The organism is Streptomyces sp. HSS9-12, assembly GCF_054963655.1.
Genome location: NZ_JBUEGC010000053.1, coordinates 1 through 15,211, shown reverse-complemented (window position 1 = coordinate 15,211; position 15,211 = coordinate 1). Strand labels below are relative to the sequence as shown.

General features: G+C 69.3%; 8 protein-coding genes and 4 pseudogenes. 5 read left to right on the top strand and 7 right to left on the bottom strand.

The genetic code is table 11. The features are described 5' to 3' along the window. Positions 1-33: 33 nt before the first annotated feature. From ACY34J_RS23965 to ACY34J_RS23945, 5 genes and pseudogenes are all read left to right on the top strand, one after another. On the top strand, positions 34-255 hold the full coding sequence (locus ACY34J_RS23965; protein WP_462728680.1) for a hypothetical protein: 222 nt from the start codon (positions 34-36) through the stop codon (positions 253-255). Next, positions 252-866 (top strand): hypothetical protein, encoded by a 615-nt coding sequence (locus tag ACY34J_RS23960; protein WP_462728679.1) that lies wholly within the window; start codon positions 252-254, stop codon positions 864-866. Before ACY34J_RS23965 ends, ACY34J_RS23960 begins: the two co-directional genes overlap by 4 nt. 3 nt (positions 867-869) lie before the next feature. After that, positions 870-2,282: pseudogene (locus ACY34J_RS23955) on the top strand (putative T7SS-secreted protein); the annotation flags it as partial. A 2,175-nt stretch (positions 2,283-4,457) separates the two neighbouring features. Next, a pseudogene (locus tag ACY34J_RS23950) lies at positions 4,458-5,182 on the top strand (RHS repeat-associated core domain-containing protein); the annotation flags it as partial. 350 nt (positions 5,183-5,532) lie between these two features. Continuing rightward, positions 5,533-6,030 carry a hypothetical protein gene (locus ACY34J_RS23945; protein WP_462728678.1) on the top strand — a complete coding sequence of 166 codons (498 nt, stop codon included), beginning with the start codon at positions 5,533-5,535 and terminating at the stop codon, positions 6,028-6,030. 302 nt (positions 6,031-6,332) lie between these two features. Here the strand turns inward: ACY34J_RS23945 and ACY34J_RS23940 are convergent, their stop codons facing one another. The 7 genes and pseudogenes from ACY34J_RS23940 to ACY34J_RS23910 form a co-directional block, all read right to left on the bottom strand. Then, positions 6,333-6,620, bottom strand: coding sequence for a hypothetical protein (locus tag ACY34J_RS23940; protein ID WP_462728677.1), 288 nt, complete (start codon positions 6,618-6,620; stop codon positions 6,333-6,335). Between the two features lie 1,679 nt (positions 6,621-8,299). After that, positions 8,300-8,806: pseudogene (locus ACY34J_RS23935) on the bottom strand (cation diffusion facilitator family transporter); the annotation flags it as partial. Between the two features lie 104 nt (positions 8,807-8,910). Further along, positions 8,911-9,204 (bottom strand): annotated as a pseudogene (locus tag ACY34J_RS23930) (SCO5389 family protein); the annotation flags it as partial. Positions 9,205-9,881: 677 nt separating this feature from the next. Next, positions 9,882-10,988 carry a barbiturase gene (gene bar / locus ACY34J_RS23925; RefSeq protein WP_462728676.1) on the bottom strand — a complete coding sequence of 369 codons (1,107 nt, stop codon included), beginning with the start codon at positions 10,986-10,988 and terminating at the stop codon, positions 9,882-9,884. A 71-nt stretch (positions 10,989-11,059) separates the two neighbouring features. Next, positions 11,060-12,028, bottom strand: a complete 969-nt coding sequence (locus ACY34J_RS23920; protein ID WP_462728675.1) for a carbamate kinase — start codon at positions 12,026-12,028, stop codon at positions 11,060-11,062. A 70-nt stretch (positions 12,029-12,098) separates the two neighbouring features. Further along, a complete protein-coding gene (locus ACY34J_RS23915) occupies positions 12,099-13,682 on the bottom strand; it encodes a carboxyl transferase domain-containing protein (protein ID WP_462728674.1) in 1,584 nt (527 codons plus the stop codon). After that, a complete protein-coding gene (locus tag ACY34J_RS23910) occupies positions 13,679-14,914 on the bottom strand; it encodes a CaiB/BaiF CoA transferase family protein (protein ID WP_462728673.1) in 1,236 nt (411 codons plus the stop codon). The genes ACY34J_RS23915 and ACY34J_RS23910 overlap by 4 nt, the downstream gene beginning before the upstream one ends. Between the last annotated feature and the right edge of the window lie 297 nt (positions 14,915-15,211).

Below are 15,211 nucleotides of genomic sequence, written 5' to 3'. Positions count from 1 at the left end.
CGGTGGATCTACGCGTTCACGACTACCGAAACGATGACGGCTTTTGCGCAGGCGCGGGGCGAGGGCGGCCTGTGGTCGTTCCGCCGGGTGTACGGGGCGAGGCTGCTGGACGAGACGCTCGCCGAGATCGGCGTGCCGGGCGGGATCGCGGTGGATGTCGGCTGCGAGGGCGCGTTCGTGCTGCCGCCGGCGAAGGGGATTGTGCCGGATGAGGTGGCCCTGACGAGCGACGGAACGAAGGGGGTGTCGTCATGAGCGACGGCTACACGTTCGATCCGGAAGCGGCGAAGCAGGTCGAGCAGGGGTTGCGGGCCGCGACGGCCGAGTTGGAGGAGACCGGCTACTTCTCGATCACGGCCCAGCAGGGGCACGGCTTCCAGTTCCTGCTCATGTCCGGCATGGAGATGGGTTCCGGTGAACTGGCCGATGTCTTCGGCCAGTTCTGCGGCCGGTGGGCGTTTGCGATCCACGGCAGGATGCAGGAACTGAACGACATCGCCCACAAGCTGGGTCTGTCGGCGGGTCTGTATCACGAGCAGGAGCAGTACGTGAGCGACACGTTGAAGGAGGTCGCCGTCACTGCGGGCTCGTACAACCCGTCCGAGGGCATGGCGCAGGGGGACCAGGCGGGCGAGAAGTCCTGGGGCGAGGTGTGGGACGGCGTGCAGCCGAAGCCCGAGTTCGACGCCTCCGCGCCGGACTGGGGTGGGATGGGGGACCAATGGGGACAGGTCGGGGAGGACTTCTCGACCTCGCCCTGGCAGGACGTGGCCGGCCCGGACCGGTGGGACGACTCGGACTGGCAGTGGGACGGGCCGCCGCCGGAGCAGGGTGGTCAGGGGAGCAAGGCCGACGGGGGGAAGTAGGCCATGGGACTGGGGTTCGACGATGTGGTCGGTGCCGCGAAGGACGGCCTGGGAGCCGTCGGCGACGGTGTCGAGTGGGCGGGTGACAAGGCCGCTGACGGGTTGGACCGGGTGGGCCTGGAGGGTGCTGCCGAAGGGGTCCGGGACGCGTCGGAGTGGACGGCGGACAAGCTCGGCGCCGACGTCGCCGAACGCCAACTGGGCGAGACGGACGACCCGAAGGAGATCATCCACGGCGACGCGACGCAGCTGACCGAGCGTGCCGAACACCTGCGGGACTTCTTCAAGGCGTTCGACAAGCTCGGCTCCGGCCTCAAGCGCCTCGACGTGCACGGTTGGAAGGGCTCGGCAGGGGACGCCTTCCGGGCCGAGTTCGAGCCGCACCCGAAGTTCTGGATCACCGCCGCTGACGCCTGCGAGGCCGCGGCGAAGACGCTGGTGGGATACGCCTCCACAGTGCAGTGGGCGCAGGGCCAGGCGCGGGAAGCGATCGAGTCGTACAAGCGGGCGAAAGCTCTGTCGGACAAGGCCGTCAAGGACTACAACGCCACGGCCGACGAGTGGAACCGCCAGAACGAGGCCGGCCAGGATCCCGGGCCGAAGCCGCCGCCCTTCCGGGACCCTGGGCGTGCCGCGATGGAGCAGGCGCAGCACATGGTCGCCGAGGCCCGGCGCCAGCGTGACGACGCCGCGCTCCGGGCCAGGGACGCGATCAAGGGCTTGGTGGAGCAGGCTCCGGAGATGCCCGGAGCGATGGAACTGGCCGGTTCGATGGTGCGCGACATGGCCGAGGGCTGGGTCCTGAACAGCGTCCACCTCGCCGGCGGGGCGCTGAAGGGGCTGGGCGAGACGGTCGGCCTGGTGCGGATGCTGAACCCGACGGATCCGTACAACCTGGCTCACCCCGGCCAGTACCTGATGAACCTCAATGGCGTCGCCACCGGCCTCGCTTCCACGGCGGCCCACCCCGAACGCCTCGTGGGCATCGTCAAGAACCAGAACTGGCGCGACCCCGCCGAAGCGCTCGGCGGCATCGCCATCGAACTCATCGGCGGCAAGGGCTCCGGCGGCGCGCTCAAGGGCGGCCTCAAGGCGGGCGTGAAGGGGGCCGGCAAGGAAGCCATCGAGCAGGGCGTCAAGGAGAGTACCCGCAAGTCCGTCAAGGAACGCCTCAGCGACCTGGCCCGGGACCTGAACTGCAAGGTCCTGCGCAACGAACCGGTCGACATGGCCACCGGTCGCATGGTCCTCACCGCGACCGACGTCACCCTGCCGGGCACGATGCCGCTGGAGTTCACCCGCACGTTCGAGTCCGCCTACCGCAACGGCGGCTGGTTCGGGCCCGCCTGGTCCTCCACCATCGACGAACGCCTCGAGGTCGACGCCGAAGGCGTGTGTCATGTCGCCGCGGACGGCAGCGTGCGCGCCTATCCCCACCCGGCCCCCGGCCTGCCCGTCACCCCGCTCCAGGGGATCCCGTGGTCACTGGAACGTGAACCGGACGGCTCGTACACGTTGTACGATCCGGTCTCGCGCATCACCCGCACCTTCGAAGCCCCCGCAGGTGTGGCCCCCGGCGGCGACGGCATCGCCAAACTCGCCACCGTCTCCGACACCCAGGGCAACTGGATATCCGTCGAATGGGACCTCGGGCAGCCGCACGCGATGAGCCATTCCGGTGGCTATGAGCTGCAGCTCACCTGCGACGCCGGCCGCATCACCACTCTCGCCCTCGCCACACCCGATGGGCCGGTCACGCTCCGCACCTACGGCTACGACGAGCGGGGTTTCCTCACCTCGGTCGCCGACTCCGAACACCGCGCCACCCGGTACGACGTCGACGAGCGCGGTCGCATCACCACCTGGGCCGACACCAACAGCCGCTCGTTCTCCTATGCCTACGACGACGAGGACCGCTGCATCCACCACGCCGGCGAAGCCGGACACCTCGCAGCCCATTTCGAGTACGGACTGGAGAGCCGCGAGCCGGGCTGCACGACGACGCGGGTCACCGACTCCCTCGGCCACACCTCCCTGTTCACCATCGACGCCCAGCTGCGGATTACCGCCGAGACCGACCGCGCCGGCCGCACCACCCACACCACCTACGACGACCAGCACCGCCCCGTGCGGGAGACCGACCCCGTCGGCGCCACCGTCGTCTACGACTACGACCATCACGGGCGTCCGGTACGCATCTGTCATGCAGACGGAACGACCTCTTCAGCCACCTACGACGCGGCCGGGAATCCGATCGAGCAGACTGCTCCGGACGGTGGCGTCACCCGGCACCGCTTCGATGGCTCAGGACGCCTCACCCGTGTCGAATCACCGGATGGCACCACAACCACGCTGACGTATGACGAGCGGGGGCACCTCGCGGCGGTCACCGACCCGCTCGGCCAGGTCACTCGTGTCGAGAGCAACCCCGCCGGCCTGCCGGTACGTATCACGGACCCTCTCGGCGCGACCACCACGTACGTTCGCGACGCTTTCGGCCGCCCCGCAGTCGTGACAGATCCGTTGGGCCAGACCACACATTGCTCCTGGACGGCGGAGGGGAAGCTTGCCCAGCGGACAAGTGCGGACGGCTTCGTCGAGATGTGGGACTGGGACGGAGAAGGCAACCTCCTCCGCCACACCGACCCCATGGGCGGAGTAACGGAGTACACCTACACGCACTTCGATCTGCTCGAGACCCGGGTGGACACGGACGGCGCCCGCCATCGGTTCGCCTACGACACTGAGCTCCGCCTCCGCCGGGTCACCAACCCGCAGGGGTTGACCTGGGACTACGAGTACGACCCGACCGGTCTGGTCACCGTCGAGACCGACTTCGATGACCGTCGGCTCTTGTACACCCACGACGATGCCGGCCGCTTGTGCCATCGTGCCAACGCTCTGGGCCAGTCCGTCACCTACAAGCGCGACCTCCTCGGCCGGGTGACCGCCAAGGACGTGGACGGCGACGTAACTCACTACGCCTACGATCCTGTCGGACGACTCATCTCCGCCGAAACGCCGGAGTCCGTGCTGGTCCTGCAGCGTGACCGCATGGGCCGCCTCCGTACCGAAATGTACGAAGGCCGGGTCCTCGCCTTCGACCGCGACCCGCTCGGGCGGATCGTCCGTCGAACCACCCCGGCGGGAGCGGTCACTGCCTACGCGTACGACTACGCCGGTAACCGCGTGGGGGTCGACCTGGATGGGCACACTCTCGATTCACGGTTCGACGCCGCGGGGCGGGAAACCCACCGTACCCTTGACACCGTCCTGTCCTGGGCGAACACCTGGGACCCTGTCGGCCGCCTCCTCGGCCAGACCGTGACGGCAGATGCTGTCGCCAACGTGCCCAGCCATGCGGGCCAGGACGGAGTGCTGCAGGAGCGGACGTACGAGTACCGGCCGGACGGTCTTCTCACCGCACTCACCGACCGTCTCAACGGCGCCCGCCGCTTCCGCCTCGACCGGGCCGGCCGTGTCACCCACGTCACCGGCCAGAGTTGGAGCGAAACGTACACGTACGACGCCGCAGGCAACCTCGTCCAGGCCGCATGGCCCGTATCCCACGGCGAATCCGGCCTCGGTCCACGTGAGTTCACCGGTACCCGGGTCACGAAGGCTGGGCGGTGGACTTACGTCCACGATGCGGCCGGCCGTGTCATCGAACGCCGGAAGGCGCGCTTGTCCCGCAAGCCGGATGTCTGGCACTACACGTGGGACGCCGAAGACCACCTCACTGCCTGCACCACCCCCGACGGCACCATCTGGACCTACCGCTACGCCCCCTTGGGCGCCGCACAGCAAAGCAACGCGTTGACGGCGACAACCAGGTCGTCGAGGAGACCGTCTTCACCTGGGACGGCACCCAGCTCATCGAACAGACCGCCACCGGCCCCGGCGTGCGCCCGGTCTCCATGACCTGGGAATACAACGGTCTCGCGCCTGTCGCTCAAGCCGAGCGCGCCCTGACCTCGGACGCGCAGCAAGTCATCGACACCCGCTTCTTCGCCATCATCACCGACCTCGTCGGCACACCCACCGAACTCGTCACCCCCGACGGCGACCTTGCCTGGCGCACTCGTAGCACCCTGTGGGGCACTACCGCCGTTGCCCGTGGCGCCACCGCCCACACCCCACTTCGCCACCCCGGACAGTACGCTGACGCCGAGACCGGTCTCCACTACAACCACCATCGCCACTACGACCCCGCCACCGCCCGTTACACCAGCTCTGACCCCCTGGGCCTCGGGCCCGCACCCAACCCAGTTGCGTGGGTGCCCAATCCGCATACCTGGACCGACCCCCTCGGTCTCTTCACCTGCAAGGTGGAGAACGCTCTCAAGGACTGGCAGAGCAGCCACTACCAGTTCGGCAACAACCCGTACCTGTTGGACAAAGCCGGCATGGCGCACATTCTCGAGCGCCACCACCCGGAGTACTGGGACGGCTCAGTAAAGGCCAACCGGTCCTTCCTCGACCGGAAAATGACGGTCGAAGAAGTGGAGCACGCGATTTCCGAAACCCTGAAGCAGAACAGGGAGAAGCTCACCCAGCCAGGCAACCCTCAGATGTTCCAAATCCAAGGAAGAGTGAACGGCGCGGACTACGTTCTCGGCATAAACCGGGGACGCGTCGGCCAGTTCTACCCAGGGACCCTCGAATAATGAGCAGCTACACAGCCGTCAGCATCACCTCCTACCTCGGAAACCCGAGCGAAGGCTTCACTCCTGTCACCGAGGCCGCGAAGCCGCGCGATCCGGACTATATCGACGGTGCGATCGAGTTGTCCGTACACGGCGTCGCTGTCCTCGACCGGGATTTGTGGGACTACGTCGACCAGCTCTGGGCCTACATCTGCAACATGGTCGAGGAGCTCCGCACAAAGGATGAGGCGCATACCTTTTTCCCGGATCAGCCGATCAAACTGACCTTCAAGCGCATTGGGGGTGGAAACATCCTCATCTCGCTGAACTGGCCGGCCGAGGGTCGGCGGGCAGCGGTTGCAGAAGACCTCTTCCTCGAGCAACTCCGGGAGAGCGGACGTGAATTCTTCGAGCAGATGAAATGCCTCGTCCCCCGCAACGCTGCCGCGTATGACGATGCCCTGGCGCGGTTGGCACCGGCCGGCCCTGGACCTGCACGTTCCTCGTCATCAGGATGAACGGCGGTGCACGCCCCCACGCAGGACTCCCCGGCGCCACCTCTCGGCGATGGCTCAGCCCGTCCGCAGGGCTGTTGGACACCCCGCCTGGGGCCAACGCGCCAGCAAAATCGAGGAACATGCGTGTCAGTGCGCGAAAACGACTTCGATCAGGTGGTCGCGCGGGCCGCGGTCAAGTCGTGAGTCTTGCCCGGCGGACTGCGCAAGAGCCGTAGCTGTCGGCGATGCTCGGTGTGTAACCGGGATCCTTCGCAATTGAAGGCGCAGTCGAGCTGTGCACGTGGCGGACGGTCAGCGCTCGCTCAGCCTTCCTCGCCGCGTTCCTCCTCGTCCCCGCGCCAAAGGCGCGCTCGCTCGGCGATCCCGCTGGAGAGCTTTCCCTTGACCGAGTTGGCCAGGTCGAGGGTCTGGTTGCCGAGACTTCTGGCGGCATCGAAGCCCTTGGCTCCCGTCTCGAGCGCCTTGTCCCTCACCTCCGCGGCCGCGTCCACCCATCGTTTCGCCTCCGATGACTGTCGACCGGACTCAATCCCGAGCCGCCCGTGGAAGTCGTGGACGCCGTCCGCGACCTGGTTGCTCGACTGGACCACAGCCGGCTGAGACCCGTCTTCGAGCTCTCCCTCAGCCCGTACTTCTTGACAAGGTGTGCCGACTCCCGAGTCAGCTTCACCCAGCGACCGGAGTTGGCGACAATCTCCGAACCTGCCTGCGCTACTACAGCCCCGGCACCGAGGATGGACTTGAACCGTTGCAGTCCGAGGTCCTTGGACGACAGCCCCTCCGAGACGAGGAAGCGTTCGACGTCCGTCGCATTTCCGATGACGGCCAGTCCATCACCGTCACTGATCAGCTGAATCTCGTGGTCCATCGCCCGCTCCTGAAGTGGCTTTTCGCAGTTGAGAGTGGTCGGGTGCTCGCGCTGATCGCCGGGCAGGAGTCGAGGTCTCCTGACGATGGGGCTCCCAAGCGCCTCATCCAGAAGAGCAGCGCATGCGGGACCTGTCGGCCTGGGCGCCACCGTTGCGGCGCTGAGCGAACCACAGTGCGCGGTTCCGCCCTTACCGGTCCCGATGCATCCTGATAACCCCGGTTATCAGGTCGACCCGAAGGTCGTCCCACTTGTCGCTGTAAGGTTCTGACACCTGCCAGAGCCGTGACACTTGGGGGATCCGTGAGCCGGCCCGCAGACAGGTCATGAGATCTGACAACGGAGGGGGGAAGACGTGGCCACGGCGCGTGAAACGACAACACCCAGCATGGCCGACATGCCGAACTGGCGGATCACGTAAGCAGAAAATTGCCTCCCTCGCCCATGTCAAGCGGCCCGTCCCCACCACGTGGAGCCGCCGGCACGCGGACTTCCCCGCGCCGGTCGCCCACGAGAACGGCCGCCCGCTGTTCGACGCTCGCGCCGTCGTCAACTGGCTGACATCCACCGGCACGGCAACGCCGACCCCCGTCGGCTGCGCGCCGAGCTCGCCCTGCACACTCTCTCCGCCGGCGGACGCCCGAACTTCCCGCGCCCACCCTGGTCGAGGCGCTCACCGCGCTGATCAGTCTCCGCATGCAGTACGACGCGGAGCTCGCCGGCCACGACGGGGACGGCCTCCTGTCCATGGCCACCAGGCTGGACGCCGAGGACCAGGTCATGCTCTCCGAGTTGCGCGCCGTCCCCGATCCGGACCGTGCGCTGCCCGCTCTCGCCGCTCTCACGGACGAGCTGTGCGAAGCCGCCTACACTCCGGCCGAGGCCTTCGACTGGGTCCTCGAGGCTCGCCACCGCCTCGGCTACGCGCCGACCGCGGACGAACTCATCCCGGCCGTCACCCGGGCTCTCGCCGCCGTGTCGGGCATCAACACCCTGGACGATGAGTCCGTCGTCGCCACCCCGCACGCCCGAACCCGGCGACCTCCTTGCTGCCCTGCACGCCCACGCACACGAAGGCTCCGGACACACCTACCTCGCAGCCGACCCGGACCCGGTGTTCGTCCGCCTCGTGCGCCGCCGGATGCTCGTGCGAGGGGTGTACGAGTTCAAGCTCGACGTCACACAGGGCGAAGATCTCTCCGCCTCCGTCGTCGAGTGGGGCGACCCGCACCTTCTGGTCTGCACGCTGGTCGACTCGGCGCTCGAGCCGGGGAAGGCCGCGCGGAGCCGCCCTCCGCGACGCGGCGCGACCGACGGCGCGGGGCTGCCGAGAGGAGCCTGCCCCTTCGACCCATCGCCGCAGGCGGCCAGCAGGTTCCCACCGAGCGTGACCCCCAGCCCGGCTCCGGGGCGCGGATCGAGCAGCCGCTCGACCGCCGTCCAGGCGGCGAACAGGGCAGAGGCCGCGATGGTGAGCACGATGGCGATTCCGGCCAGATCCTCGGCCCGCCCGTAGCCGTAGGTGAACGTGCGGGTCGCGGCCCGGTGGCCGAGCACGAAGGCCACCGCCAGGGGCAGGGCCGTCAGTGCGTCGGCGGCGTTGTGGACGGTGTCGCCCAGCAGTGCCACGGACCCGGAGAGTGCGAAGACGATCGCCTGGGCCGCGGCGGTGGCCCCCAGCACGGCAAGGGAGATCCACAGGGCGCGCATGCCCTGGGTGGAGGACTCCAGCGCACGGTCGATCTTGTCAGCGGACTCGTGTGAATGCGGCCGGACCAGATGCCTGAGGTGATGCGACCATCGCGCCGCCCGGCTGGAGGGCTTGTGCCTGTGGCCGTGGTGCGGATGGTCGTCAGCCCTCTCGTGCTGATGTCCGTGCTGATGGGCGTGTCCCTGCTGACCGCTCACGCGATCGCCTTTCGTCGCGCCGGAGTGAAGGGCTGTGCGGACGCCGGAGGGACCCGTCGGCGGCGAGGGGTGCGGCCCTCGGCGCCACGGGTGTGCAGGCCGGTTCAGCAGTCGCGCAGTCCGGGGGACTGGTTGAGGATTTGCGCGCGCTGGGAGGTGAACCTCACGTATGCCTCGCCGCCCTGTGCCTGGGGCCGGAAGGCCGCGACCCGGTGGCAGTTCATGAACGCCAGCGAGATGCCGAAGTGCCGCTCAAGGCTGCCCCGGATGGCGTTGCTGGCCAGGGCACGCAGCAGCTGGCCGCGCTCGGCTTCCGAGGGCGGCGGGGTGAGATTGTCGACGAACTCGGCGTCCCCTGCGAGCAGCTTCTCGCTCAGGTCGGAGATGAGTTCGTAGGCCCGCCAGTTGGAGCATTCAGCGCCTGATGTACGCGTTCGCCCTCGGCGCCCGAACCGGGGCTGAGTAACACTCTGCTGCCCTCGTATGCGGGTCAGGCCCGAGTGGCGTGGTGCAGGATCGATCCCGGACTGTGGACCGGGCAACGGAGTCGGGACAGCAGCGTGCTCGGGGTGACCAAGCGATGCCGGCGCCGGTGGACGACAGGTGCCGTGCGGGTGCGGAGAGTTCGACGGGAACGACATCCGCGACTGGATCGACACCTGGAACCAGAACCCCAGACCGTTCACTTGGACCAAGACCGCCGACGAGATCCTCAAGTCCCAGATCGAGACTCCGCTGGTCGGCGGGCTGAGCCCGGAGTGGAAGAGGCCAAGCAGGCGGAGCTGCCGCTCGGATAAGCGCCCCGCCGGGCGCGTGTTGCCGCCGAGGCACTCACGAGGCGCGGTCCAGCTCGGACGGTGTCGATGTCAGGCGTTGACCCCCGCGACTCGGTTCACTCGGCCCGCCGCGCCAAAGCCACCACACCCGGTCGCGCTCAAGGCCGGCACCTCGCGTCGTGCCGGATGTGCGGGACCCGCGTCGCATCCGGGCCGGCGGGTGTCCGAGGAGGAGAATTCGGACACCCGCCGCGGGTGCGGAATTTGGTGCCTCCAGGGGCACGGGTGCCTGAAGCCGTTCAGTCGACGGACACGATCGCCGCGACGGGGCCTCCGCCCGAAGGACCCTGGTGCACCGCCGCGACCGAGACGAACACGGCCGGATCGCCGGTGACCGACGCGGTGACACCGCCGACGCACGCCTTGATCTGGCGGTGCCAGTGGACATCCGAGTCGTCGAGCATGATGTTGCGTCGACCGCGCACCCGGCCCGTCGGGTCCGCCTCGCACTTGAGGAACACGTTGACCAGACGCTCGCCCAGGTCGCTCGGCCTCGGCCGCTCCGGCAGGTCCAGGCCCGCCGACCGGATCGCCTCCCAGATGCCGTCGGCGTCCAGGGCGTCCTTCATCACGCTGTGACCCACCCGGAACCGCCCGCCGATTCCGCGCGCGTTGCCGACCACCACGATCTGCGCCCTGTCCAGCTCCACACCGGAGGAGCAGGAGGCCACAGACGAGTACAGCGACAGGTCGCGGTGGATCTGCTCCGCCTTCGGCATCTCGATCTCGCCCAGCGCGACGGCGATGCCCAGAGCCGTGGTGGAGTTGGACACGTCCATCGACTTGAGGGTGTCCTCGGTCCACACATCCCGGCCGCGAGCCTTGGCCTGGTTGATGGTCTCGAGGACGAGCAGGGGCGTCTTGGTCTGTACGTAGTGCACGTCCGCAGGGTCGGTGATGCCGGCCACCTTCATCGCTTCCTGCACACCCGCGGCGACCTTCTCCACCATGGCAGGGCGTCCGATGTCCTCCGGGAGGATCTCCTCGCTCATCGCCACGCCGACGGACAGCCGGGGCTCGTCGACCGGCTCGTAGCGGCCCTCGGGGGCGTACGCGAAGACCGTGGCGTGCGGCGAGATGACACCGTCCGTGCCTCCCGACCAGACCAGCGGTACCTGCTTGGCCTCCTCAGGGGTACGGCTCCCCTTGTCCACCAGCACCTCCCGGAAGGCGCGGTCGGCCAGGATGCGGGTGTAGTCGTTCACCCCGCCGTTGCCCTCGGTCTTGCCGATGACGGCGAGGACGTCGTCCGCGGCGAAGACCCCGTCGTCGATGAGGGCGGCCATCCCGGACGCGTCGGCGACACTTTCGATGGCTACCTTGTGGACCTCGATTGGCCTGGGCATGAATACCACCTATCTTGTGCGAGTTTGTTGCGTGCGGATGTCGGAATTCCGGCCGGCGGTCCGCGTCAGAATCAGGACGCCTTGACGGCAGCCGGTTCCACCACGGTGCCGACCGAACCGGCCACCGCTTCGGCGATGCGGTCGAGAGAGGTGATCACGGCACGCCCGCCTGTGCTCTCGGCGAAACGCAGGGCCGCCTCGACCTTGGGCCCCATGCTCCCCCCGGCGAACTGCCCGGCCGCTGCGTGCTGCCGCATCTCCTCCGGCGTGATCCGCCCGATCGGGCGCTGCCGCCCGGTACCGAAGTCCAGCATGGCGTGGGACACATCGGTCGCGATGACCAGCGTGTCCGCCCCGACGGCGACGCCCAGGAGCGCTGCCGTGAGGTCCTTGTCCAGCACGGCCTCGACGCCGCGCTCGGACCCGTCGGCGCCGCGCGCCACGGGGATACCGCCTCCGCCGGCGGCGACGGTGACGAAGCCCGCGGCGAGCAGGGTCCGGACCGCCTCGGCATCGAGTACCTCCAGCGGATCGGGGGAGGGGACCACCCGGCGCCAGCCGCTTGCGCCCCGGTCTTCCCAGTGCTGGCCCAGCGCGATGAACCGCTCGGCCTCCTCGCGCGGCAGGTACCTTCCCACCGGCTTGGTGGGCCGGTCGAACGCCCTGTCCGCCGGATCGACGAGTGTGCGGGTGACCACCGCCGCCACCGGCACAGGCACTCCGCGGCCGCGCAGAGCGCCCTCCAGGGCGGAGACAATGGTGAAGCCCAAGGTGCCCTGCGTCTGCGCACCGCACCAGTCCAGCGGTACCGGCGGCACTGCGTGCGCGGCCAACTCGTTCTTGACCAGCAGGTTGCCGACCTGGGGGCCGTTGCCGTGGGTCAGGACGACCTGGGCGCCGGAGGCGATCAGGTCGGCCACGCATTCGACGGCCACGGCCACCGCGGCCCGCTGGGCCTCCGGCGTCGCCGAGCCATCAGGGCCGGTCATGGCGTTGCCGCCGAGGGCGACGAGCACCCGCCCGTTCTCGGGAATTGGCATGCGTCGAGGTCTCCTGTCGTGCTCGGGTACCAGGCATGGGACGGTGCCGCCGACCAGTACGGTCGGGACTCTAAGGGTGCGCAAGGCTCCCCTTCATGGGCGCTTGTTGCTTAGAATCCGTCGATTCTTCGGCAAGAGATGCCAGCAGCGGCTGTTGGTGCCCGATGGCGGCGTAGCGTTCCAGCCGAGCCGCCCGGCGTTCGGGCGCGGGGCGACGCAGCAGTGCGATCAGTTCGTGCTCCAGCACCTGCGCGAGACGGGACAAGAACGCCATGTGCTCATCGGCGGCGTCCGGCCGCTCAGCCACGATGCGGTCCACCACGCCGGAGCGGAGCAGGTCCAGGGAGCGAATCCCCTGGGCCGCGGCCAGTTCGGCGGCGCGCTCGGGCGTGCGGTACAGGATCGCCGAGGCGCCTTCGGGTGGCAGGGGCGACAGCCAGGCGTGCTGCGCGCACAGCACCCGGTCGGCGGGCAGCAGTGCCAGCGCGCCCCCGCCCGCCCCCTGACCGAGCAGCAGGCACAGGGTCGGGGCCGGCAGCGTGGTCAGCTCGGCCAGGCAGCGCGCGATCTCAGCCGCGAGCCCGCGCTCCTCGGCCTCCTTGCTCAGCGCCGCCCCTGCGGTGTCGATCACGCTGACGAGCGGCAGGTCCAGTTCGGCGGCCAGCCGCATGCCGCGCCTGGCGATGCGCAGCCCCGCCGGCCCGAACGGACCGTAGGCATGCTGACGGCTGCGGTCCTGGCCCAGCACCACGCACGGCGCCGCCCCGAAGCGGGCGAGCGCCAGCAGCAGCCCGGGGTCGTTCTCGCCCTCGCCGGTGCCGTTGAGCGGAACCACTTCGGAGGCGGCATGGCGCAGCAGGGACCGCACACCCGGCCGGTCCGGCCGGCGCGAGAGCCGCACCGATGTCCACGCGGGCACGTCCGCGAGCGGCTCGACAGGAAGCGGCGGAGCGTCCGGCAGACCGTCGCGCGGTGCGGTCAGCACGTTCAGCGCCCGCGCGGCCGCCCCCCGCAGCTCCTCCGGTCGCAGAACCGCGTCGATCAGGCCGCAGGCGTGCAGGTTCTCCGCGAGCTGTACGCCCTTGGGGAAGGGCTCGCCGTGCAGTGCCTCGTACACCCGCGGCCCCAGGAAGCCGATCAGCGCGCCTGGTTCCGCCGCGGTCAGATGTCCGAGGGATCCCCAGGACGCGAACACGCCTCCCGTCGTCGGCCCGCGCAGGTACACCAGGTACGGCAGCCCCGCCTCGCGGTGCGCCGCTATGGCGGCGCTGATCCGCACCATCTGTACGAACGCGACCGTTCCCTCCTGCATCCGCGTGCCCCCGGAGGTGGGGGAGGCGATCAGCGGCAGGCCCTCGGCGGTTGCCCGCTCCACGGCGGCCACCAGGCGGGTCGCCGCGGCCACCCCGATCGAGCCCGCCAGGAACGCGAACTCGCAGGCGAGGACGGCCACTCGGCGTCCCTTGAGGCGTCCTTCGCCGGTCACCACGGATTCGTCGACACCGCCGGCCTCGGCCGCACGGCGCAACTGCTCGGCATATTCCGGGTCGAGGCCCTGCGGGTGCTCGGGCGGGGTGTCCCAGCTCACCCAGCTGTCCGGGTCCAGCACCTGGCGGATCAGCTCATGCGCCCCGGTACGGGATGGGCGGGTCATGGCCGGCCCGCCGTGGCCCAGGGGCGCAGGACCGATTCGTCGGCGACCGCGTCCGGCAGCTTCCGCGGGTGCTGCTCGTCGAGCCGGTCCAGCCATTCGATCACGGCCTGGGTGTGTTCGCCCAGGACGGGCGGAGCCTGGTGCCGTTCCCGGCCGCCATCGTCGAACCTGACCGCCGGGCCGGGAAGTGCGATGGAGCCCAGCGTGCTGTGGTCCACCTCCACCACCAGTCCCTGCGAACGGGTCTGGTCCCACTCGTAGACCCGGTCCAAGGTGCGTACCTCGCCCGCCGGCACTCCGACGGCGGAAAGCTCGGCGAGCAGTTCGTCCACGCCGCGCTCGGCGAACACGGCGTTGATCAGCGCCGTCAGCTCCTCGGCATGCTCGACCCGGTCGGCGTTGACGGCGAACCGGGGGTCGTCGGCGGCCAGACCCACCACGGGCGCGAAGCGGGCCCACAGCCCCTCGCTGCCCACGGCGACTTGGATGATCGCGTCACGGCAGCGGTACGCGCCGTACGGCTGGAGCGAGGGGTGCAGGTTCCCCTGCGCCCGGCCGACCTTTCCCGCGACGGTGTAGTTCGTGCCCTGGAAGGCGTGCACACCGACGATGGCGGCGAGGAGCGAGGTCCGCACGATCCGGCCGCGGCCGGTGCGCTCGCGTTCGTGCAGCGCCGCGAGGACCCCGTAGGCGCCGTACATTCCGGCCAGCAGGTCGCCGATGGGGACGCCGATCCGGGTGGGTTCGTCAGGGCTTGGGCCGGTCAGGCTCATCAGGCCGGCCTCGCCCTGGGCTATCTGGTCGTAGCCGGGCCGGCCGCCCTGCGGGCCGTCGTGGCCGAACCCGGTGATGGACAGCACCACCAGTCGCGGGTTCAGCCGGTGGAGTTCGTCGACTGGGAAGCCGAGGCGGTCCAGCACGCCGGAGCGGAAGTTCTCCACCAGAACATCGCTGCGCCGCACCAGGCGGGCCAGCGTGCGGCGCCCCTGCTCGGACTTCAGGTCGAGGGTGACCGACTCCTTGTTGCGGTTGCAGGACAGGAAGTACGTCGATTCACGAGCATCCTCGGGGCCGACGAACGGTGGCCCCCACCCGCGGGTGTCGTCACCACCGCCCGGGTTCTCGATCTTGATGACGCGTGCTCCCATGTCACCGAGCATCATGGCGGCGTGAGGGCCTGCCAGGGCGCGGGACAAGTCCAGTACGACGAGGTCGGAAAGCGGTCCGCTCACTGCGAGGCATCCCTTCGTGCAGGCGAGACGCGGCGCGCGCGATCGCACCGCGAAGATGTGGGATGACCCGAGGCTAGGCGGCGCTCACCAGACCGTTCGCCGTCGACATTTGCCGAAGGATGCGCCACTTCTTGGCAGATTCTCCAGCTCGGCTTCGTCGTCGCGCAGGCGCACGCGATGCGGCAGGACCGCGATCGTCAACGCAGGTCCGGGCGGTTTCGGTGTTTTCCACCGAAACCGCCCGTCCTGTCGTATGGGCGCTCCTGATAACCGAAGCGGCCAGTGCCGCGTCAGCCA

Bases quoted from the DNA above. Each gene is read 5' to 3' on its own strand.
- ACY34J_RS23945 (WP_462728678.1), top strand. From the start codon at position 5,533: ATGAGCAGCTACACAGCCGTCAGCATCACCTCCTACCTCGGAAACCCG.
- ACY34J_RS23960 (WP_462728679.1), top strand. From the start codon at position 252: ATGAGCGACGGCTACACGTTCGATCCGGAAGCGGCGAAGCAGGTCGAG.
- ACY34J_RS23920 (WP_462728675.1), bottom strand. From the start codon at position 12,028: ATGCCAATTCCCGAGAACGGGCGGGTGCTCGTCGCCCTCGGCGGCAAC.
- bar (WP_462728676.1), bottom strand. From the start codon at position 10,988: ATGCCCAGGCCAATCGAGGTCCACAAGGTAGCCATCGAAAGTGTCGCC.
- ACY34J_RS23965 (WP_462728680.1), top strand. From the start codon at position 34: ATGACGGCTTTTGCGCAGGCGCGGGGCGAGGGCGGCCTGTGGTCGTTC.
- ACY34J_RS23915 (WP_462728674.1), bottom strand. From the start codon at position 13,682: ATGACCCGCCCATCCCGTACCGGGGCGCATGAGCTGATCCGCCAGGTG.